Genomic DNA, 19,946 nt, shown 5'->3' with positions numbered 1-19,946 from the left:
GCACGGCGCACTTGCCCCACGGCATACCCTGTGCTGTGTGAAGGCCATCCGCAGACTCCACGTGCGCACCGTTCTGCCCGACGCACTGTCCCCCCTGCACGATCTCGCGCTCAATCTGCGCTGGTCGTGGCACCCGCCGACCCTCGATCTGTTCGAGAGCATCGACCCGGTGAAGTGGCAGGAGTGCCGCCGCCAGCCGATGGCCATGCTGAGCTCGCTCACGCCGGCCGACCTGACCCGGCTGGAGGGTGACGCGGGCTTCGTGCAGCGGGCCCGCGAGGCCGGTGAGGGACTGCAGCGCTATCTGAGCGAGCCGCGCTGGTATCAGCGCGAGGCGCAGGCCGCCGCCGGCGATGACTTCTCGCAGGCCTTCGCCTACTTCTCCCCGGAGTTCGGCCTGACCGCCGCACTGCCGCAGTACTCCGGCGGCCTGGGCATCCTGGCCGGCGACCACCTCAAGAGCGCCTCCGACCTCGGCGTGCCGATCGTGGGCATCGGGCTGTTCTACAAGAGTGGCTACTTCCGTCAGCGGCTCAACGCCGAGGGGTGGCAGCAGGAGTCCTATCCGGTGCTGGACCCCGACGATCTGCCGCTGTCGCTGCTGCGCGAGGCCGACGGCAGCCCGGCGGTGCTCTCCCTGGCGATGCCGGGCGGGGCGCACCTGGACGCCCACGTCTGGCGTGCCCAGGTCGGGCGGGTGCCGCTGCTGCTGCTGGACTCCGACGTGGAGACCAACGACGCCAGCAGGCGCGACCTGACCGACCGTCTCTATGGCGGCGGGGGCGACCAGCGGTTGCAGCAGGAGATGCTGCTCGGCATCGGCGGGGTCCGTGCCCTGCGGCTGTGGTCCCGACTGACCGGCGCTCCGGAGCCGGACGTCTATCACATGAACGAGGGCCACGCCGGCTTCCAGGGGCTGGAGCGGATCAGCGAGCTCACCCAGGCCGCCGACCTGACCTTCGAAGAGGCGCTGCGCGCGGTGCGGGCCTCCACCGTCTTCACCACCCACACCCCGGTGCCCGCCGGCATCGACCGGTTCGGCATCAACCAGATCGGTCAGCACTTCGGTGGCGCCGCGGAGCTGCCCGGCGTGCCGCTGACCAAGCTGTTGGAGCTGGGCGCCGAGACCTATCGCGGTGGCGACACCGGCGTGTTCAACATGGCGGTGATGGGCCTGCGGCTGGGTCAGCGCGCCAACGGCGTCTCCGTGCTGCACGGTGCGGTCAGCCGCGGCATGTTCAAGGGGCTGTGGCCGGGCTTCGACGAGTCCGAGGTGCCGATCGGCTCGATCACCAACGGCGTGCACGCCGGCACCTGGGTGGACCGCAAGGTCTTTGACCTGGCAACGGAGTTCATGGGCCCGCACGCCATCCAGGACGGCACTGCCTTCTCCAGCGTCGACCAGGTCCCGACCGACCGGATCTGGTCGACCAAGCGCGAGATGCGTGAACAGCTCGTGGCCGAGACCCGCACCCGGCTGCGCAAGTCGATGCGCGACCGCGGTGCGACGTCGGCGGAACTGGGCTGGATCGATGACGTCCTGGACCCCGACGTGCTGACGATCGGCTTCGCGAGGCGAGTTCCGACATACAAGCGGTTGACCCTGATGCTGCGCGACCCGGAGCGGCTGGCCAAGATCCTGCTCGACGAGGAGCGTCCGGTGCAGCTGGTGATCGCCGGCAAGGCGCACCCGGCCGACGACACCGGCAAGCGACTCATCCAGGAGATGGTGCGCTTCACCGACGACCCGAAGCTGCGGCACCGGATCGTCTTCCTGCCCAACTACGACATCGCGATGGCGCAGCGGCTCTATCCCGGCTGCGACGTCTGGCTCAACAACCCGTTGCGCCCGTTTGAGGCGTGTGGCACCTCCGGCATGAAGGCCGCGCTCAACGGTGCCCTGAACCTGTCGATCCTGGACGGCTGGTGGGACGAGTGGTTCGACGGCGAGAACGGCTGGGCGATCCCCACGGCCGACGGTGTCGACGACGAGCGGCGTGACGAGCTCGAGGCGTCGGCGCTCTATGACCTGCTGGAGAACAACGTCGTCCCGACCTTCTACGACCGCGACGAGGCCGGTCTGCCGACCCGCTGGCTGGAGATGCTCACGCACACGCTGGGCACGCTCGGCCCCAAGGTGATGGCCGACCGGATGGTGCAGGACTACACGCAGTCGCTCTATCTGCCTGCGGCGCGTGCCGGCCGGGCCGTCGCACAGCGCAACTTTGAGGGCGCGCGCGACCTGGCTGAGCGCGTCGCGCGGCTGCGCCAGGCATGGCCGTCGGTGCGTGTGGAGCACGTCGAGGCCGAAGGGGTCAGCGACACTCCCCAGGTCGGCGAGACCGTGCGGGTGCGTGCCTATCTCGCACTGGGTGGTCTCTCGCCGGAGGAGGTCACCGTGCAGGTGGCCTTCGGCCGGGCGTCCGAGTCCGACGAGCTGACCGAGGTCGAGACCAGCGTGCTGGAGCCGGTGGAGTCCTATGAGGGCGGCAAGCACCGGTTCGACGGTGAGCTCGCGCTGACCCGCACGGGCAGCCTCGGCTGGACCGTGCGCGTGCTGCCGGCCCACCCGCTGCTGGCCAGCGACGCCGAGCTCGGGCTGGTGGCGAACGCCTGACCCCCCTCCCCCCAAAAAGATAGTGGTTTCGTAGGTGGAACCCGCATTTTGAGAGGGGTTTCGTCGGTGCACCCCGCGTTTTCGTAGTGGTTGTGCCGGTCCCGTCCACAGGGCGCTCGCGCGACCCACGTTCTCCCCAGGCCTGGCGGCAGGTCTGGAGTGTCGGCATACCTCCCGCCACCCTGTGCGCAGGAGGTGGCGCACATGACATTCCAGATCAGGCGCACGGGGGAGTTGCTGGCGGACGGTATGACGCGACACGGGGTCGACCAGCTGCCTCGGGTCGAGGGGATGACAGGTCTGCGCGTCGTGGGCCGGGAGCCGGAGGACGGCAGACTCGTCAGGATCCACGCCGCGTGGGAGAAAGCCCCCGCGGGATCGGTGCTCGCCGGGTGGGCCGCAGCCGTGGTCCACGGCGTCCCGGAGACCTTTGTCGATGGGACCGTCAACGGAGCCCGGCTGCGACCGGTCGACCTGTGCGTCCCCGACACCGCCGGGGGCTACGACACGAGGGGCTTACGGCCCCGGCGGTCGCGGATCCCGCGGCAACACCAGGTCGACATCGGCGACCTCCGGGTGACGAGCGGCCCCCGGACCGCGCTGGATCTGGCACGTTGGACCAGGTCCGGGGCGCGCCGGCTCGCCATGCTCGATCTGTCGGCGAGGTTCGGGTTGATCGAGCCCGCCGCCTTCGCGACCTTCCTGGACCCGCTCGGCGGTCTGCACGGTCTCGGCGGTGTCCGTGATCTGGTGCCGCTCGTGAGCGAACGGGCAGAGTCGGTCCCGGAGAGTGAACTGCGCTACGACTGGCTCGAGGCCGGCCTGCCGTCCCCGCTGGTCAACGAGCCGGTGCACGATCGTTTCGGTGACTTCGTGGGCCGGCCCGACCTGTTCGACTCCGCGAGCGGACTCGCAGCCGAGTACCAGGGGTTCTGGCATCACCTCGACCTGGCTCCGGAGAAGGACCGAGCGCGACGGGCGCGCTTTGAGGCGATGAACATGACGGTGGTCGAGATCTGGAACGAGGACCGCGACCACACCGAGGCGCTCCTTCGGGAGGGTTATGAGCGGGCCCGGTCCCGGGACCAGCGCCTGGACTCGTGGTCCTGTCCGCACCGTGCGGGAGTATGACGGCGAGCGGGTCAGCGAGGCCTTCTAGACACCGAAGAACTGCGTCGGGTCGTCCGCGCTGAGAGTGGCCATGTCCATGCCCAGCGCTGTGCGGTGCAGCGTCTGACCGTCGCGCCGCCACAGTCCGGTGTCCTCCAGCGCCCACAGTTGGCGCTCCACCTGGCGATCGGATGCCAGCCTGGCCTGGGCCGGCGTGAGTTCTAGTGAAGCCCAGGGGCTGGCGTCGTGCTCCCACCACCATCCCTGCACGTCAGGGAGCTCGACCCGGTCCCCCTCTGCAGCCAGGAACGGGAAGATCACCCGCAGCAGTGGGTCGACGGGCTCGAGGAAGAGACGTTCCTGGACCGCCGCGACCGCGGCCGTCAGTGCCAGATCCACCCAGTCGTCGTCGGAGCGCAGATAGTGCGCGTCCGCAGCAGGGGTGGCACAGACAGTTGTGGAGTGGATTGCGATGAGACCGCCGGCCTCGCAGGCGTACCACAGGGAACGGAGAGCGCGGTGGGCGACCAGGTGGTCCAGGCTGCCGAGTTCCGCATCGGGCTGGAGATGTCGCAGGGCGGGCGAGAGCTCACCACCAGGTTCGCGCAACGGTGAGCGTGCCAGGAACTCACGCTCCCAGTCCACGAGGCCGAACCTGCGTGAAGCCTCCTGGATCTGGGCGGGACACAGGACACCTCCGGTGACCCCCCTCCCCTCCCCGACCCACTGGGCGAAACGCAGGCACTCCAGCACGAAGGGTGCCCTTCTGGCCTCCGCTGCGGAGCTTTCGAGCGACAGATCCTGAGCCCAGTCCTCGACGCATGGGAGGAGCGCCCAGGTCTCTTCGTGTTTCAACTCGTCCTTCAGCTGGTCGAGGTAGTCCTCCCCCTCGTCGTCGAACTCTTCATCGTCCCAGTCCTCGTCTCTGACGTGGGCGGACCACTCAGTCAGGGCTTCCTCGACGGTCGTGGTGCGCGCGCACTCAGGGGGCACAGTCGCCATGGCGGGCGCAACGCGCCGGGCCTCCTTGACCAGATCCCTGGGGTCGGCCGAGCCGGAACGCATCCGGCCGGTGCTGCGCAGGAACCGCCAGAAGGTCTCCAGACTCTGAACCAGCGCCCCCGCCTCGGAGTCCTCAAGCGGCCTCTCGGCCGGGAGGTGGTGCAGCAGCAGGCTCTCGGCGGAGCCGGTCGGCCAGCGCTGGACAGACTGCGCCTCGTGCCGAGCCCACGCCTCCAGGACCGCCTCCAACAGGTGCCGGTCCAGCGGCCGCTCCTTGGCCGCCGCCCAGTTCTCGGCATGTCGTAGCAACAGTTCGTTCTCGCCCATGGCCGATCGTGACACGGGCGCGGGGAGGCTCGTTTTCGTTGTCCACAGGGCAGCGATCAGGGGCTGCCACGGGGCTGTCGCGGTCCGGGGACGTCGTGGTCCGACACCTACGAAACCCCTGCAAAAACCCGGGAACGACCGACGAAACCCCTCTCAAATTAGGGGGTCCCCTCTCACATTAGGGGGTGAGGACGACCAGGGAGCTGGGGCCCACCTCGAGGTGCTCGCCCACCTGCTCAGCGTCCTGGGGGCGCTCCCAGGTGCTGTCCCACTGCAGCAGCCACGGCTGTGAGCGGTCCGACTCAGGCAGCCGCACGGTGACCGCGTGAGGTGCGCCGTTGATCACCGCGAGCACGAAGTCGGCGTCATCCCCGACGGCCTCGCTGACTGCCCGGTCGTCGAGCACAGCGACCAGGGTGCGCAGCCCGGGGTTGGCCCACTGCCCCTCGGACAGCACGTGCCCCTCCGTGTCGAACCAGCGCAACCGCACCCGTCCGGGCACGGCGTCGAAAGTCTGGAACTCCGCCGGTCGCAGGACGGGATGCTCGCGCCGCAGGCGCAGCAGCCGCCTGGTCGTGGCCATCAGGTCCTCGTCCGCGCTGGCCCAGTCCACCCAACTCGTCTCATTGTCCTGGCAGTAGGCGTTGTTGTTGCCGCTCTGGGTCCGCCCGAGCTCGTCGCCCGCCGTGAGCATTGGCACCCCCGCCGCGAGGAGGTTGGTGGCCATCAGGTTGCGGGCCGAGCGCCGCCGCGCAGCCAGGGTCTCGGGGTCGTCGGTCGGCCCCTCCACACCGTGGTTCCAACTGCGGTTGTCCCCGTGGCCGTCCCGGTTGTCCTCACCATTGGCCTCGTTGTGCTTGTGCTCGTATGCCGTGGTGTCAGCGAGCGTGAACCCGTCGTGAGCGGTGACGAAGTTGATCGAGGCAATGGGCCCCCGGTCCCCTGCCCGGTAGAGGTCTTCCGACCCCGCGATCCGGGTCGCCAGCTCGCGGGCGCCGTGACCCTGCTCGCCGCGCAGCGCACGCGCCGTGTCCGGCAGCCAGAAGGTCCGCACAGCGTCGCGGAACCGGTCGTTCCACTCCGCGAAGGGCGGCGGGAACTGGCCGGTGCGCCAGCCGTGCACGCCCACGTCCCAGGGCTCGGCGATGAGCATGACGCGGGAGAGCACCGGGTCGGTGCGCAGCGCCACGTGGAAGGCGTGGTCCGGGTCGTAGGAGTCGTCCCGTCCGCGCGCCAGGGCAGGAGCCAGGTCGAACCGGAAGCCGTCCACGTGGAACTCGGTCACCCAGTGGCGCAGCGAGTCCAGGACCATCTTGGCCACCAGCGGCTCCCGCAGGTCGACGGTGTTGCCACAGCCGGTGACGTCGATGTCGTGACCGCGCTCGTCCAGCCGGTAGTAGGTCGCGTTGTCCAGACCCCGCCAGGACAGGGTCGCCCCATCCAGGTTGCCCTGCTCACAGGTGTGGTTGTAGACGACGTCGAGCACGACCTGGATCCCCGCCCCGTGCAGCGCCTTGATCGCGCCCTTGAGCTCGTCGACCACGCCCTGCGGGTCGGCCGCCGCGGCATAGTCCGCGTGAGGGGCGAAGAAACCCAGGGTGTTGTAGCCCCAGTAGTTGACCAGCCCGTTGCGGATCAGGTGCGGTTCATGCGTGAAGGCGTGGATCGGCAGCAGTTCCAGGGTGGTCACGCCCAAGCCGGTCAGGTGCTCGAGGACGGCCGGGTGGCCCAGTGCGGCATAGGTGCCCCGGATCTCCTCGGGGACATCGGGGTGCTGCATCGTCAGGCCCCGCACGTGGGCCTCATAGATGACCGCCTCGGTCCAGCCGGTGGTCGGGGAGCGGTCCTCGCCCCAGTCGAAGGCGGCGTGGTCCACCACCACGGAGCGCGGGACGAAGTCGGCGCTGTCCCGCCCGTCCGGGGTCTGGCCGTCGCTAGTCCAGTGCTCGTCCACGACATGACCGAAGACCTCGGGTCCCCAGGCGACCGCGCCCTCGATCGCCCCGGCATACGGGTCGAGCAGCAGCTTGGCCGGATTGTGGCGGTGACCCTGCTCCGGGGACCAAGGCCCTTCGACCCGGAAGCCGTAGCGCTGCCCGGGACGCACCCCCTCGATGACATCCCACCAGATGCCATAGGCGTTGCGGGACAGCGGGATACGCCGCTCCTGGCCGTACTCGTCAAAGAGGCACAGCGTGACGGCCTCCGCGTGGGTGGCAAGGACCGACACGTCGGCGGTCCCGTTGTGCACCGTGACGCCAAGGGGCGGGGGGACATCGGGGCGGCGTCTCGGGGCGGGCATGGTGGCAGCCTAAGGACTCAGTTACGTTGGAGTCATGACCGACCCGACCTCGTTGCCGAACTTTCCCCCGCCGCCCGACGAGCACCCGCTCCGTGGCCGCGTGCTCGACGCACTCCAGGACCTGAAGCTGCAGCCCGACCTCGATTCCGACGGTGACGTGAAGTTTGTCGCCCAGGAGCAGCAGCTGTTTGCCCGCTCGCTGACCGGTGGACAGTTGGACATCCTGCGTGTCTACGGACAGTGGAAGATCTCTGAGAACGTCCCCGAGGACCTGCTCACCCGCCTCAACGGGTGCAATGACATCACCCTGGGCGTCAACCTGGTCAAGGCCGGGATCGCTGCGGGCAACCTGGTCCTGAGCGTGGAGCAGGTCATCGCGCCTAAGGAGAACCCGAAGGCCAAGCTGCAGATCGCGGTGAGCATGATCCTGCAGGCCGTGCAGCTCTGGCACCGCAACATCGCGGCCAAGTCCAAGCGCGAGGCCGACATCGCCGCCGGTGGCACCGGTGACATCGTCAGCGAGCACCAGGACGCGGTCGCCTCCGGCGAGCAGCCCAAGGTGGGCCCGTGGCTGTCTGAGGGGCTGCGCCGTCCGCGCCCGGAGTCCGGCGGGAACGGCGAGCCCGGCGCTGGCGGCGAGTCATGACGCAGATCCGCACGGTGGAGACCTCCACCGAGCACGTGCGCGTCGAGATCGAGGACGGCATCGCCACCATCGTGATTGACCGTCCGAAGATGAACCCGCTGGACACGGCGGTGCAGGACGCCCTCGGTGAGGCCGCCGCCATCGTCACGGCCGACGCCGAGGTGCGCGCCGTGATCATCTACGGCGGGGAGAAGGTCTTCGCCGCCGGCGCGGACATCAAGGAGATGGAGACCATGTCCTACACCGACATGGTCGACCGGGCCGCCGTCATCCAGGAGCGCTTCAAGGCGGTGGCGCACATCCCCAAGCCGACCATCGCCGCGATCACCGGCTATGCCCTCGGTGCCGGCTGCGAGCTGGCCCTGTGCGCCGACTTCCGCATCGTCGGTAGCGACGCCAAGCTGGGCCAGCCCGAGATCCTGCTCGGCGTCATCCCCGGTGCCGGTGGCTCACAGCGCCTGCCGCGCCTGGTCGGCACCGCGAAGGCCAAGGACCTGGTCTTCAGCGGCCGGATGGTCGACGCCGAGGAGGCGCTCGCGATCGGTCTCGTCGATGAGGTGGTCGAGCCCGACCAGGTGTATGCCGCAGCGCGAGCCCGCGCAGCGACGTACGCCAGTGGTCCGGCCTACGCCCTACGGGCGGCCAAGGAGGCCATCGACCGCGGGATGGAGACCGACCTGGACACCGCCCTGGCGATGGAGGCGATGCTCTTCGCAGGGGTCTTCGCCACGCAGGACCGGCAGATCGGCATGACCTCGTTCGTGCAGGACGGGCCCGGCAAGGCCAAGTTCATCGCGAAGTAGGACAGAAGTAGGACAACCGCCTAGCGCGCCCTCCTCACGCCCAACCGGGCTCGTGGGGAGGGCGTGCGGCGTCCCGGCCCGTGAGGCCTGTGTGTCAGGAGGCCGCGAGGAGTTCCCGCACGCGCGGGGCGACCTGCTCGGCATACAGCCTGATGCACTCCAGGCGCTGGGCGTGGGGGAGGTGACCCATGCTGTATTTGAGTTGGAAGCGAGAGAGGCCGAGCAGGCGCGCGGTGTCAGCGATCTTGCGGGCGACGGTCTCCGGCGATCCGACATAGGCGGCGCCGTGCAGTCCGAGCTGGTCCCGCGCCCGGTCCTCGGTCATCGGTGCCCAGCCCCGCTCCTGGCCCAGGCGGTTCATGTACTCCACGAACGGACCGAGGTATTCCTCCTGGGCCTGCTCGTCCGTGGCGGCGACGTGACCCGGTGAGTGCACGCCGACCGGCAACTCGGGGAGTTCGGCCTGAGTCAGTGCCCGGCGATAGAGGTCGATGAGCGGCGCGAACTGACGTGCCGGACCGCCGATGATCGCCACCACGATCGGCAGCCCGTAGGACGCGGCACGCACCACGGACTGCGGGGTGCCCCCGACGCCCACCCAGGTGGTCAGCCGCTGGCTCTCGGTGCCGGGCAGCACCTGCTCCACCTCCAGCGGCGAACGCGTGGTGCCCTCCCAGCGCACCGGCTCCCCGGTCAGCAGGTGCGCCAGCAGATCGAGCTTCTCCGAGAAGAGGACCTCGTAGTCCTCCAGCGCATAGCCGAACAGCGGGAAGGACTCGATGAAGGACCCACGGCCGACGGTGATCTCCGCGCGGCCGCGGGAGAGCGCGTCCACCGTCGAGATGCGCTCGAACACTCGCACTGGATCCTCGGAGCTGAGCACGGTGACCGACGTCCCGAGCCGGATCCGCTCGGTGGTGGTGGCTAGGGCGGCCAGCACGGTGTCCGGCGCCGAGATGGCGTAGTCGGGACGGTGGTGCTCCCCGACCCCGAAGAAGTCCAGGCCCAGCCGGTCGGCCAGCTGTCCCTCGGCGAGCACCTCCCGGACCACCTCTGCCGGGTGCAGCGGCTCGCCGTCGGCCCCGTTCGCGATGTCACCGAAGGTGTCTAGTCCCAGTTCAAGGCTCATGGGCACATCGTGCGCTGTGGCACGTCCGGATGCAATGCTGGCGACCATAGAGTCGAGGGCAGCCCGTGGTGCAGCTGCCGCAGGCCGAGGTGCCGCGGCCGCAGGCCGAGGCGCGGCGCGGCACGGTCACGAGCTAGGGGACCACACGCCCAGTTGGTTGCCGCTGGGGTCGGCGAACTGGAACCGGTGTCCGCCCGGGAACGCGTAGGGAGGTTGGAGGACCCGTCCACCTGCGGCTTCCACGGCGGCGAGGGTCGAACCCAGGTCCTCCGAGTAGAGCAGGACCAGCGGACCGCCCGGTCCGGGTGTGCCCTCGGCGTTGAGCCCGCCGACCTCGCCCTGCCCGTCTGGTGCCTGGATGCCGGCGTAGCTGGGACCGTAGGCGGTGAACTGCCACCCAAAGGCACGGGAATAGAACTCGCGCGCCACAGTCAGGTCGTGGACGTTGATCTCGATGTAGTCGATCGCATGGTGCGTGCTTGTCATGGAGCGACGGTAGGGGGCGGCACCGACAGGCTGCGAAACCTCTCGCAAAAGGCGCGGAGGCCCTGCGAAACCTCTCGAAAATGGCGCGGAGGCCCTGCGAAGCCTCTCGCAAAATGGAGGGGCAGGCTAGTTGACGTGCCTGACTAGTTAGTGACATCATCTAGTCATGAATGCAGAACAGGAGTGGCCCAGCGAGTGGCTGCGCGGCGTGCTGAGCGTCTGCACGCTGCGGATCCTGTGCGACGGCCCGACCTATGGCTATGCCATCGCCTCACGTCTTGGCGACGCGGGGTTGGGCACCATCAAGGGGGGCACGCTCTATCCGCTGCTCGGTCGCCTCGAGGAGGCGGGCCACGTCGAGGTCGAGTGGCGGCCGGGAGAGGGCGGACCGGGCCGCAAGTTCTATCAGCTCACCGCGGTCGGGCGGGCCGAGGCGCAGCGGCAGGCAGCCGCCTGGGCCGAGTTCACTACCATCACCCGCGCACTGACCGACCAGATCGTCTCGAAGGGACGGGCCAACTCATGACCAGCACCAACAGTGACCTGCCCGCAGGCAACGACGTCGGGCGCAGCACCCCGCACATCGACCGGAGCTGGCGCGAGACCTTCGTCTTCGAGCAGCGTCTCGCCGACCGCACCGGAGTCGAGATCGGGGACGCGCTCGCGGTCGTCGACACGCACTGTGCCGAGTCGGGGGAGAGCGCCGAGCAGGCCTTCGGTGACCCGGCGGCATACTCCCGCTCCTTGGTGGAGGGGACAGCCCCGCGCACCTTCCGGCTCCGGACCAGCACCGTCATCGGGCTCCTTCTCGGCCTCGTGGGGCTGGTCGTGGTGCCGCGAGCAGTCGAGGCCTGGGTGGAGGGCGGTCTGGTCGCGGTCTCCCAGGGGGACCTGGTGGCGGTCGGCCTCGCTCTGCTGCTGACCCTCATCGTCGCCCTGCGTCCCGGGCCGGCGATGACCTGGCTGGTGCGCCACCGGTGGACGACCTTTGTCCTGCCCTTTGCCGTGCTGACTGCGCTGCTGATCCCGCAGGTGCTGCTGCGCGAGACGGTGGTCGAGGTCGGTTGGGGCACCATGGCGGTCGCCGGTGTGCTGGCGCTGGCGCTGCAGGTGGTGCTGACCTGGGCCGACCTCGCCGAGCCCGACGAGATCCTCGACCCGCGCCGCCCCGCGCCGACCCGCACGGCAGTCCAGTGGCTGACCGCCTTCATCTTTCCCTTCCTCACGGTGGTCGTGCTCGGGATGGACGTGCTTTTCCGAGCCCTGAGCTGACCCCGTTTGGTGTGGTGTGCCGGGGCAGTGCGAAGATGAGTGACAGGAACCATCCGCTCCCAACGATGAGGATCGACACGTGAACATCGTCGTGTGTGTCAAGTACGTGCCGGACGCGCAGTCCGACCGCAGTTTCGAGGCCGACAACACCACTGACCGCGAGGCCGTGGACGGTCTGCTCTCCGAGCTGGACGAGTATGCCGTGGAGGCGGCTCTGGCGATCAACGAAGCCGGGGACGGGGGTGAGGTGACGATCCTGACCATGGGTCCGGAGGACGCCGTGGACGCGATCAAGAAGAGCCTGCAGATGGGCGCCGACAAGGGCGTCCACGTCCTGGACGACGCGATCGCCGGCTCCGACGCCGTCGCCAGCTCGCTTGTGCTGGCCGAGGCGATCAAGAAGATCGGCCCGGTCGACCTGGTGCTGACCGGCCTGGCCTCCACCGACGGTTCGATGAGTGTGGTGCCGGCGATGCTGGCCGAGCGCCTGGGTCTGCCGCAGGTGACCTTCGCCTCCGAGCTGACCGTCGAGGGCGGCACCGCCCGGATCCGCCGCGACGGCGACGCCGCCTCCGAGACGATCGAGGCGTCCCTGCCGGCCGTGGTCTCGGTCACCGACCAGATCAACGAGCCGCGCTACCCCTCCTTCAAGGGGATCATGGCGGCGAAGAAGAAGCAGGTGGAGACCTGGGGTCTGGCTGACCTGGGCGTGGACGCCAGCCAGGTCGGACTCGACGCCGCCTGGACGAAGGTCGAGCAGGTCGAGGCGCGTCCGCCGCGCGCCGCGGGCGAGATCGTCACCGACGAGGGCGAGGGCGGCAAGGCCCTGGCCGAGTTCCTCGCCTCCCGCAAGTTCGTCTGACCCGACCGGAAGAGAAGGAGAACCATCATGGCTGAAGTGCTCGTTCTGGTCGACCACGTCGACGGAAACGTCCGCAAGACCACCGCTGAGATGCTGACCGCCGCGGCCCGCCTGGGTGAGCCGTCCGCCGTCTTCGTCGGCTCTGGCTTCGACAACGCCAAGCAGACCCTGGCGCAGTTCGGCGCGGCGAAGGTCTACCGCGTCGAGGACCCTGCGGTCACCGACCACCTAGTGGCCCCAACCGCTGAGGTCCTGGCCCAACTGGTGGCTCAGACCAGCCCGGTTGCGGTGCTGGTTCCCTCGACCTCGGAGGGCAAGGAGATCGCCGGCCGTCTGGCGATCAAGACCGAGTCTGGCCTGGTCACCGACGCCGTGGACGTCCAGCCGGGCGAGGGTGGCGGGGTGCGCACCGTGCAGTCCGTCTTCGCCGGCAGCTACACCGTGACCACCTCGGTCACCAAGGGCTCCCCGATCGTGACGGTCAAGCCCAACTCGATCCCGGCTCAGGAGGCCCAGGGCGCGGCGGCCGAGGAGACCGTGACGGTGTCCCTGTCCGAGCAGGCCACCGCCGCCAAGATCGTGGACCGCAAGGAGAAGGCCGCCTCCGGGCGTCCGCAGCTGACCGAGGCCGCGATCGTGGTCTCCGGCGGCCGCGGCACCGCGGGCGACTTCAGCCCCGTCGAGGCGTTCGCGGACTCCCTCGGTGCCGCCGTGGGTGCCTCCCGCGCCGCGGTCGACGCCGGGTGGTACCCCCACGCATCCCAGGTCGGCCAGACCGGTGTGCAGGTCTCCCCGCAGCTCTATATCGCGGCCGGGATCTCCGGAGCGATCCAGCACCGTGCGGGCATGCAGACCTCCAAGACCATCGTCGCGATCAACAAGGACCCCGAGGCTCCGATCTTCGAACTGGTCGACTTCGGCGTCGTCGGCGACCTGTTCAAGGTCCTGCCCCAGGCGACCCAGGAGGTCCAGACCCGCAAGGGCTGACCCCGCCACACGGCATACAGCACCGGCTCCGACGCTCACCCGAGCATCGGAGCCGGTCTGTCTCTGTGTGGATGCCGGGGAGCCGGGTCCGCGGTGAGCCGCACCTACGAAACCCCTCTCAAAATGCGGGGTGGGCCTACGAAACCCCTCTCAAATTTGGTGGCTACGGCACCGGTGGGATGATGGGTCGGTGCCCGACGCTCCCACCTACCTCGACCACGCGGCGACCACGGCTGTCCTGCCGGAGGTCATCGAGACCATCGCCGATCACATGCACCGGGTCGGCAACCCGAGCTCGCTGCACGGAGCGGGACGCGACGCGCGGCGGATTGTCGAGGAGTCCCGGGAGTCGATCGCCAGCGACCTGGGGGTGCGGCCCTCGGAGGTCATCTTCACTTCCGGCGGCACCGAGTCCGACAACATGGCCGTCAAGGGCACCTGGCTGCAGAACCACGAGAACGACACCGGGCGCAACCTGCTGATCGTCAGCGCCATCGAGCACCACGCCGTCCTGGACTCCGTCGAGCACCTGGTCACCGAGCACGGCGCCGACATCGTCTGGCTCGAGCCGGACGTCGAAGGCCGGGTCGACCCGGCCGTGCTCGCGCAGGTCCTGAGGGAGCGGTCCGGCGAGGCAGCCCTGGTGAGCGTGATGTGGGCCAACAACGAGACCGGAGCGGTGCAGCCGGTCGCCGAGTTGGCAGCGCTGTCGCGCGAGCACGGCGTGCCCTTCCACACCGACGCGGTCCAGGCCCTGGGACAGGTGCCACTGCCGCTGGGCGAGGTCGGCGCCGACCTGGTCGCCCTCACCGGGCACAAGATCGGTGGGCCCGTCGGTGTCGGCCTGCTGGTGGCAGGTCGTGACCAGAGCCCGGTCCCGCTGACCCACGGCGGCGGCCAGGAGCGGCAGATCCGCAGCGGCACCCTGGACACGGCGGGCATCGCCGGCCTGGCGATCGCTGTGCGCCGAGCCGTGGCCGACCAGGAGCTGCACGCCAAGACGATGATCGGCCTGCGCGACCGGCTGATCGAGGGAGCCCTCGCCCTGGACCCGACGATCCAGGTGAGTGGCTTCTGGGAGCCGGGCGACGGCAGCCGACGTCTGCCGGCCAACGCCCACCTGCGGGTCCCTGGCTGCGACGGCGACTCCCTCCTCTATCTGCTCGACGCCGCTGGCGTGCAGTGCTCGACCGGGTCGGCGTGCCGGGCCGGGGTGCCGCAGCCCAGCCACGTGCTGCTCGCCATGGGCATCGAGGAGGAGGACGCCCGCGGGTCGCTGCGGCTGACTCTGGGACGCACCTCCACCGACGCCGACGTGGACGCCTTCCTGGCCGCGCTGCCCGGGGCGATCGACCGGGGCCGCCGGGCACGGGGCGCCGCCAGGGCCACCTGATGCGGGTCGTCGCTGCCATGAGCGGCGGGGTCGACTCCGCCGTCGCCGCCTCCCGGATGCTGGAGGCCGGGCACGAGGTCGTCGGGGTGCACCTCGCGCTGAGCCAGTCCGCAGCCACGCTGCGCGAGAGCGCCCGCGGCTGCTGCACGATCGAGGACGCCGGGGACGCGCGACGGGTCGCCGACCGGCTCGGCATCCCCTTCTATGTCTGGGACATGGCGGCACGCTTCCGCGAGGATGTGGTCGAGGACTTCATCGCGGAGTATGCCGCAGGACGCACCCCCAACCCGTGCCTGCGCTGCAACGAGAAGATCAAGTTCGCCGCGCTGCTGGACAAGGCGCTCGCGCTGGGCTTCGACGCGGTCGCCACCGGCCACTACGCGCAGATCCGGGAGGCCCCTGACGACGCCGGTCAGGTCCGACGCGAGTTGCACCGTGCCGTCGACATGGCCAAGGACCAGTCCTACGTGCTCGGGGTGCTCGACGCCGAGCAGCTCGCGCGCGCGTTCTTCCCGCTGGGCGACACGACCAAGCCGGACGTCCGGGCCGAGGCGGCCGCGCGCGGCTTCTCGATCGCCAAGAAGCCGGACAGTCACGACATCTGCTTCATCGCCGACGGCGACACCCGCGGCTGGCTCGCGCAGCGCCTGGGGGAGCAGCCCGGCGAGATCGTTGACACCGAGGGCACCGTGCTGGGGGAGCACGGCGGGAGCTTCGGATACACCGTCGGGCAGCGCAAGGGCCTGGGGCTGCGCGTTCCCGCGGCCGACGGTGCGCCGCGCTATGTCCTGGAGACCCGCCCCGCGACCAACACCGTCGTCGTGGGCACTGCCGAGCTGCTCGGGGTGGACGAGATCACCGGCGACCACGCCCGCTGGTGCGGCCCCGCGCCCGAGGGCATCGTGTCGGTCGGGGCTCAGGTGCGCGCGCACGGCGAGGAGATTCCGGCGACGGCCTGGGCCGATGGCGACACGGTGGAGGTCCGGTTGGAGCGGCGGATCCGCGGCGTGGCCCCAGGCCAGTCCGTGGTCCTCTATGAGGGGACCCGCGTGGTGGGGTCGGCGACCATCGCCGCGACCGCCACGAGCCAGCGACGGTGAGTATGCCGGGGGGCTGGCTGCAGGAGGGCAGGCGCAGCTATGCGTCGATGGCAGTGGGCCTGATCGTCGGTGTCACCGGCGCGCTGGTGCTGCAAGCCCGCGGCGAGGACCTCGGGGAACAGCTGCCCGTGGTGTTCCTGCTGCTGCTGGCCAGCTATCTGGTGACCTACGTGCTATTGACCGCCCTCGTCTTCGCGAGGACTCCCGCTGAGCACTATCTGCAGTGGGCGCAGGGGTCACGGTCGGGCAACTGGTACGACCACTACATCGTGGCAACCCACCCGGGCCCGGGCACGGCGCAGGGCGTGAGCGTGATCGCACTGCTCCTGGGCGTCTTCTGGTATCCGCGGGCCCTGTCCGAGGGCGTCCTGCCCCCGCAGGTCGCCGGACCGATCGTGGCGGTGCTGGTGGTCGGCGCCTGGTTCACGGTGGTGCTGACCTACAGCGTGGCCTATCTGATGCAGGACGCCCGATCCGGACATCGGGAACTAAGCTTCCCCGGGGAGTCCGAACGTCGCAGCTGGACCGACTATCTCTATCTCAGCGCCGGGATCTCGACGAGCTTCGCCGCCACCGATGTCAGTGTCCTGACCCCACGGATGCGCCGCACCGTCACCGGTCACAGCATCCTGGCCTTCGGCTTCAACACGGTGGTCCTGGCCGCGGTCGTCAGTCTGCTCCTGCGCTGACCCGGTCGTCCCCCCCTCGAAGATGAACACCAAGAACGGACTTGTGCAGGGGGTATGCCGCGTGCACAAGTCCGTTCTCGTCGCACAGGTTGAAGGGGTCGGGCAGGGGCTGCGCACTCGGGGCGCGACTCAGGCTGGCTGGTGATGCCGAGGGGCAGTAGGCACGGCGGGGGTGTGGGCCCGACGGTGTGCCAGGACCGCCGCTCCGAGGACGAGGACCGCGACGACCCAGAGGTTGATCTCGCCCCAGACCCACGAGGCGTCCATGGGTTGCACCCGCTCGATGACGAGCTGGAAGACGGTGACGAAACCAAAGACAAGGACGGCCCCGCCGAAGAGGGCGCCGAGGCGCACCGCGAGCGGTCGGGACTCGGTCAGCGCAAGCGCGACGGCGACAAAGGCGACAAGCTGAGCGGCAAGACCGACAAAGAAGAACGTGTCCTCCCACATGGTGCGACCCGGTCCACCGGCGGCGCCGGTGGCCACGGCCTTGGCGATCCAGGCGACGAGACTTGTCGTGGCGGCGATGAGAGCTAGGCGTGAAGTAGTCATGGATCAAGGCTGACGCGGCGGCGGACCTCAGGTCGTCACCCTCCGGAGGGATGCCGGATGACCTGCAGTGGCCCTAACCTCAGAGAGTGGCTCGAGACGCGCGCACGACCGTGCTGCGGAGGTGGTCCGCCGTGGGGCTGGCCGGTGCGATCGCCGTGGCGTCCGTCCTGGACGGCGCGGTGGGTTCGGGGCTGATCGTCGACAGCCCCATGGCGCTGCTGGCCGCCGTCGTTGCCGGCTGCCTGCTCGGCGCCTGGACCCATCACGCGACCGCGGCGACCGGCGTGCTGACAGTCGCGGCTGCCCTCACCTTCGCCAACCAGCGCCACTTCGGGCACGAGTTTGCGGCCGTCGACGACCTCGCCTTCTTCCTGATCCTCGTCGGTGCGCCCGCGCTCCTGGGTGCGGTGCTGGTGGCGCGCATCGGCCAGGTGCGCGAGCTCGCTGCCCTGTCCGAGCACCTTGCCGAGCAGCGCCGGGACGAGATCGCCGTCGCGCGCCTCGACGAGCAGCACCGCATCGAGCTCGCGGTGCACCACGGACTCGCCGAGCGGATGGGCGCGATCGCGCTGCGCGCCGAGGGGGCTCGGGACCAGGGGGACGTGTCGGCCCGGGGCATACTCGCGGAGATCGAGGTGAGCGCGCGGGCAGGGCTGGACGACCTAAGGGACGCCCTCGGCGTGCTGCGTGAGGAATCTGCGTTGCCGGCTGCCGACGAGGCTGGCCCCACAGAGACGGTCCATCGGCCCCGCCCCACCGAGACCCCACCGGGCAGGGCCGACGTCCTGCTGGTGGCCGGCCTGGGCGCGGCGATGGCCGTCGAATCGGTGGTCAGCAGCGCCTCCCGCGGCCCGGACTGGGCCAACGTCCTCCTCGCTCTCGCGGTGGCCAGCCCTCTGCTGGTGCGTCGCCAGGTCCCCCTGGTCGCCCTCGCCGCGGTGCTCGCTCTCGGCACGGCATCCAGCAGTGTGCTGACCCCGCTCCCCGCGATGGTGACACCGATCGGGCTCCTCCTCGTGACGGCGTATGCCGTGGGCGCCGGTGCGCGCGGTTGGTGGCGTGCGGTGGGCGTCGCGGTGCTGTGGCTCGGGCTCCCCGTCCTCGCCCTCGTCAGCACGCCGGATGCCACGGGCCCAGGCGGGCTGGTGCCGACCATGACGTGGTCCGCGCTCGCGGTGGGTGCAGGCATGACTGCTGCCTCCTGGTCCTCGCGTGCGGAGCAGATGCGGCAGGTGGTGGTCGAGCTGGAACGGCTCCGCGACACCGACATCCGGATGGCGGTGGCGCGACAGCGGCAGCTGATCGCGCGCGACCTGCACGACACGGTGGCGCACACGCTGAGCGTCGTCTGCCTCAATGCTGGTGCGGTCCAGCACGACTGCGCCGCACTGTCCGCGGACGCACTGGCCACCATCGCCGACGCGACGCGCAGCGGGATGACCGAGCTGCGTCGTGGCCTGCACACCCTGGAGCCTGGCGACGGCCTGAGAGCGCCGGCGTTGCGGCTGCTGGCCCACCGACTGGGGCTGGAGCTGCACCTCGTCACCCCGGATCCGGCTGAGCTCGACAGTGTTGACACAGCGCTGGCGCACCGGGTCCTGCGGGAGGCGCTGGTCAATGCCGGGCGTCACGCTCCCGGTGCCCGCGTCGACGCCGTGGTCAGCCGCGCTGCGAGCGGGGTCTGTGTCGAGGTGGTCGACGGCGGGCCGGGGACCGCCCACGGACCAGGTCACGACGCTCCGGCGGGAGACGCCACCTGGTCCAGTCTCGGCTCGGGGGCGGGGCTGACGGGCCTCGCGGGTCTGGTCCGCGAACGCGGTGGTGCACTGGAGTTCGGGCCCCTCCCGACGGGTGGATTCAAGGTGGCGGCGACAATCCCGTCATCCTTGCCGTCAGCACGCTCGACGGTGCAGAGACCATCCACCCCGGCGATGTCCCCATGACGTCCGTACTGCTGGTCGACGACCAGGAACTCGTGCGCACCGGTCTGCGGATGATCCTCGGCGCCGAGGCCGACCTCGACGTGGTGGGGGAGGCGGGCGACGGCATACAGGCGGTCAATGCCGCTCATGAACTCAGGCCGGACGTGGTCCTGATGGACATCAGGATGCCGGGGATGGATGGCATCACCGCCACCCAGCGGATCGTCGGGACCCTGCCCGGGACCCACGTGCTGGTCCTGACCTCCTTCGACCGTTCGCAGCTCGTCTATGACGCGCTGGTCGCCGGTGCCAGCGGCTTCCTCCTCAAGGACCAACCCCGGGACCAGATCGTTGCTGGTGTCCGGGCTGCCGCTCGAGGGGACGAACTGCTTGCTCCGTCCATCACCAGACGGTTGATCGAGGACTTCACGCGGGCTGGGCAGCTCGGTCCTCCGGCAGGCTACGGCCAGCTGACCGAGCGGGAGCAGGAGGTGCTCGTGCTGGTGGCCAGGGGCCGATCCAACGCCGAGATCGCAGCGGACCTCTTCGTCAGCGTCCAGACGGTCAAGACCCACGTGGCTCGCGTGTTGGCCAAGCTCGGGCTGCGCGATCGGGTGCAGGTCGTCGTGGCGGCCTACGAGTCAGGAATCGTCCGGCCCGGGGAGTAGCCGTCAGGCCGGGTGCCTCTGCCGCCGGGGGTGACTACGGTGTGGAGAGAGCGGACCATCACAGATCCGCCGCACGAGG

Annotated in this window: 18 protein-coding genes; 13 read left to right on the top strand and 5 right to left on the bottom strand. The window is 69.9% G+C overall.

Annotated features, from left to right (window positions below; all coding sequences use genetic code 11):
- The first annotated feature begins 37 nt into the window (after positions 1-37).
- Positions 38-2,617 (top strand): alpha-glucan family phosphorylase, encoded by a 2,580-nt coding sequence (gene glgP, locus FNH13_RS15960; protein ID WP_143784364.1) that lies wholly within the window; start codon positions 38-40, stop codon positions 2,615-2,617.
- 204 nt (positions 2,618-2,821) lie between these two features.
- Positions 2,822-3,748, top strand: coding sequence for a hypothetical protein (locus tag FNH13_RS15955; protein WP_143784363.1), 927 nt, complete (start codon positions 2,822-2,824; stop codon positions 3,746-3,748).
- A 24-nt stretch (positions 3,749-3,772) separates the two neighbouring features.
- Here the strand turns inward: FNH13_RS15955 and FNH13_RS15950 are convergent, their stop codons facing one another.
- Together FNH13_RS15950 and glgX are read right to left on the bottom strand one after the other, a co-directional pair.
- Entirely contained in the window at positions 3,773-5,056 is a 1,284-nt protein-coding gene (locus FNH13_RS15950) for a hypothetical protein (RefSeq protein ID WP_143784362.1), read from the bottom strand.
- Between the two features lie 178 nt (positions 5,057-5,234).
- Positions 5,235-7,358, bottom strand: a complete 2,124-nt coding sequence (glgX, locus tag FNH13_RS15945; protein ID WP_143784361.1) for a glycogen debranching protein GlgX — start codon at positions 7,356-7,358, stop codon at positions 5,235-5,237.
- A 34-nt stretch (positions 7,359-7,392) separates the two neighbouring features.
- Here glgX and FNH13_RS15940 point away from each other — a divergent pair, with 34 nt between their 5' ends.
- Both FNH13_RS15940 and FNH13_RS15935 read left to right on the top strand, forming a co-directional pair.
- Positions 7,393-8,004, top strand: a complete 612-nt coding sequence (locus tag FNH13_RS15940; RefSeq protein WP_202878809.1) for a hypothetical protein — start codon at positions 7,393-7,395, stop codon at positions 8,002-8,004.
- Positions 8,001-8,807 carry an enoyl-CoA hydratase/isomerase family protein gene (locus FNH13_RS15935; protein ID WP_143784360.1) on the top strand — a complete coding sequence of 269 codons (807 nt, stop codon included), beginning with the start codon at positions 8,001-8,003 and terminating at the stop codon, positions 8,805-8,807. Before FNH13_RS15940 ends, FNH13_RS15935 begins: the two co-directional genes overlap by 4 nt.
- Positions 8,808-8,901: 94 nt before the next feature.
- Here the strand turns inward: FNH13_RS15935 and FNH13_RS15930 are convergent, their stop codons facing one another.
- Both FNH13_RS15930 and FNH13_RS15925 read right to left on the bottom strand, forming a co-directional pair.
- The gene (locus FNH13_RS15930) at positions 8,902-9,936 is read right to left on the bottom strand and encodes an LLM class flavin-dependent oxidoreductase (protein ID WP_143784359.1); all 1,035 of its coding nucleotides are present in this window, start codon (positions 9,934-9,936) and stop codon (positions 8,902-8,904) included.
- A gap of 126 nt (positions 9,937-10,062) precedes the next feature.
- Positions 10,063-10,422, bottom strand: coding sequence for a VOC family protein (locus tag FNH13_RS15925; RefSeq protein ID WP_143784358.1), 360 nt, complete (start codon positions 10,420-10,422; stop codon positions 10,063-10,065).
- Positions 10,423-10,588: 166 nt separating this feature from the next.
- On the opposite strand from FNH13_RS15925, the gene FNH13_RS15920 reads away from it, so the two are divergent.
- From FNH13_RS15920 to FNH13_RS15890, 7 genes are all read left to right on the top strand, one after another.
- Entirely contained in the window at positions 10,589-10,948 is a 360-nt protein-coding gene (locus FNH13_RS15920) for a PadR family transcriptional regulator (RefSeq protein ID WP_143784357.1), read from the top strand.
- A complete protein-coding gene (locus FNH13_RS15915; protein WP_143784356.1) occupies positions 10,945-11,694 on the top strand; it encodes a hypothetical protein in 750 nt (249 codons plus the stop codon). The genes FNH13_RS15920 and FNH13_RS15915 overlap by 4 nt, the downstream gene beginning before the upstream one ends.
- A 79-nt stretch (positions 11,695-11,773) precedes the next feature.
- On the top strand, positions 11,774-12,556 hold the full coding sequence (locus FNH13_RS15910; RefSeq protein WP_143784355.1) for an electron transfer flavoprotein subunit beta/FixA family protein: 783 nt from the start codon (positions 11,774-11,776) through the stop codon (positions 12,554-12,556).
- 27 nt (positions 12,557-12,583) lie between these two features.
- Positions 12,584-13,543, top strand: coding sequence for an electron transfer flavoprotein subunit alpha/FixB family protein (locus tag FNH13_RS15905; RefSeq protein WP_143784354.1), 960 nt, complete (start codon positions 12,584-12,586; stop codon positions 13,541-13,543).
- Positions 13,544-13,733: 190 nt separating this feature from the next.
- A complete protein-coding gene (locus FNH13_RS15900) occupies positions 13,734-14,936 on the top strand; it encodes a cysteine desulfurase family protein (protein WP_143784353.1) in 1,203 nt (400 codons plus the stop codon).
- Positions 14,936-16,036 (top strand): tRNA 2-thiouridine(34) synthase MnmA, encoded by a 1,101-nt coding sequence (gene mnmA, locus FNH13_RS15895; RefSeq protein WP_143784352.1) that lies wholly within the window; start codon positions 14,936-14,938, stop codon positions 16,034-16,036. Before FNH13_RS15900 ends, mnmA begins: the two co-directional genes overlap by 1 nt.
- Before the next feature lie 2 nt (positions 16,037-16,038).
- The gene (locus tag FNH13_RS15890; protein WP_228266730.1) at positions 16,039-16,725 is read left to right on the top strand and encodes a DUF1345 domain-containing protein; all 687 of its coding nucleotides are present in this window, start codon (positions 16,039-16,041) and stop codon (positions 16,723-16,725) included.
- Positions 16,726-16,854: 129 nt separating this feature from the next.
- Here the strand turns inward: FNH13_RS15890 and FNH13_RS15885 are convergent, their stop codons facing one another.
- A complete protein-coding gene (locus tag FNH13_RS15885) occupies positions 16,855-17,277 on the bottom strand; it encodes a hypothetical protein (RefSeq protein ID WP_143784350.1) in 423 nt (140 codons plus the stop codon).
- Positions 17,278-17,363: 86 nt separating this feature from the next.
- Between FNH13_RS15885 and FNH13_RS15880 the strand changes: the two genes are divergently transcribed.
- Positions 17,364-19,220, top strand: a complete 1,857-nt coding sequence (locus FNH13_RS15880; RefSeq protein ID WP_143784349.1) for a sensor histidine kinase — start codon at positions 17,364-17,366, stop codon at positions 19,218-19,220.
- The gene (locus tag FNH13_RS15875; RefSeq protein WP_143784348.1) at positions 19,217-19,867 is read left to right on the top strand and encodes a response regulator; all 651 of its coding nucleotides are present in this window, start codon (positions 19,217-19,219) and stop codon (positions 19,865-19,867) included. The genes FNH13_RS15880 and FNH13_RS15875 overlap by 4 nt, the downstream gene beginning before the upstream one ends.
- Positions 19,868-19,946: the final 79 nt, after the last annotated feature.

It is taken from the genome of Ornithinimicrobium ciconiae (genome assembly GCF_007197575.1).
Taxonomy (GTDB): Bacteria; Actinomycetota; Actinomycetes; order Actinomycetales; family Dermatophilaceae; genus Ornithinicoccus; species Ornithinicoccus ciconiae.
The sequence above is the reverse complement of the archived record's forward strand: the minus strand, read 5'-3'. Positions and strand labels throughout refer to the sequence as shown.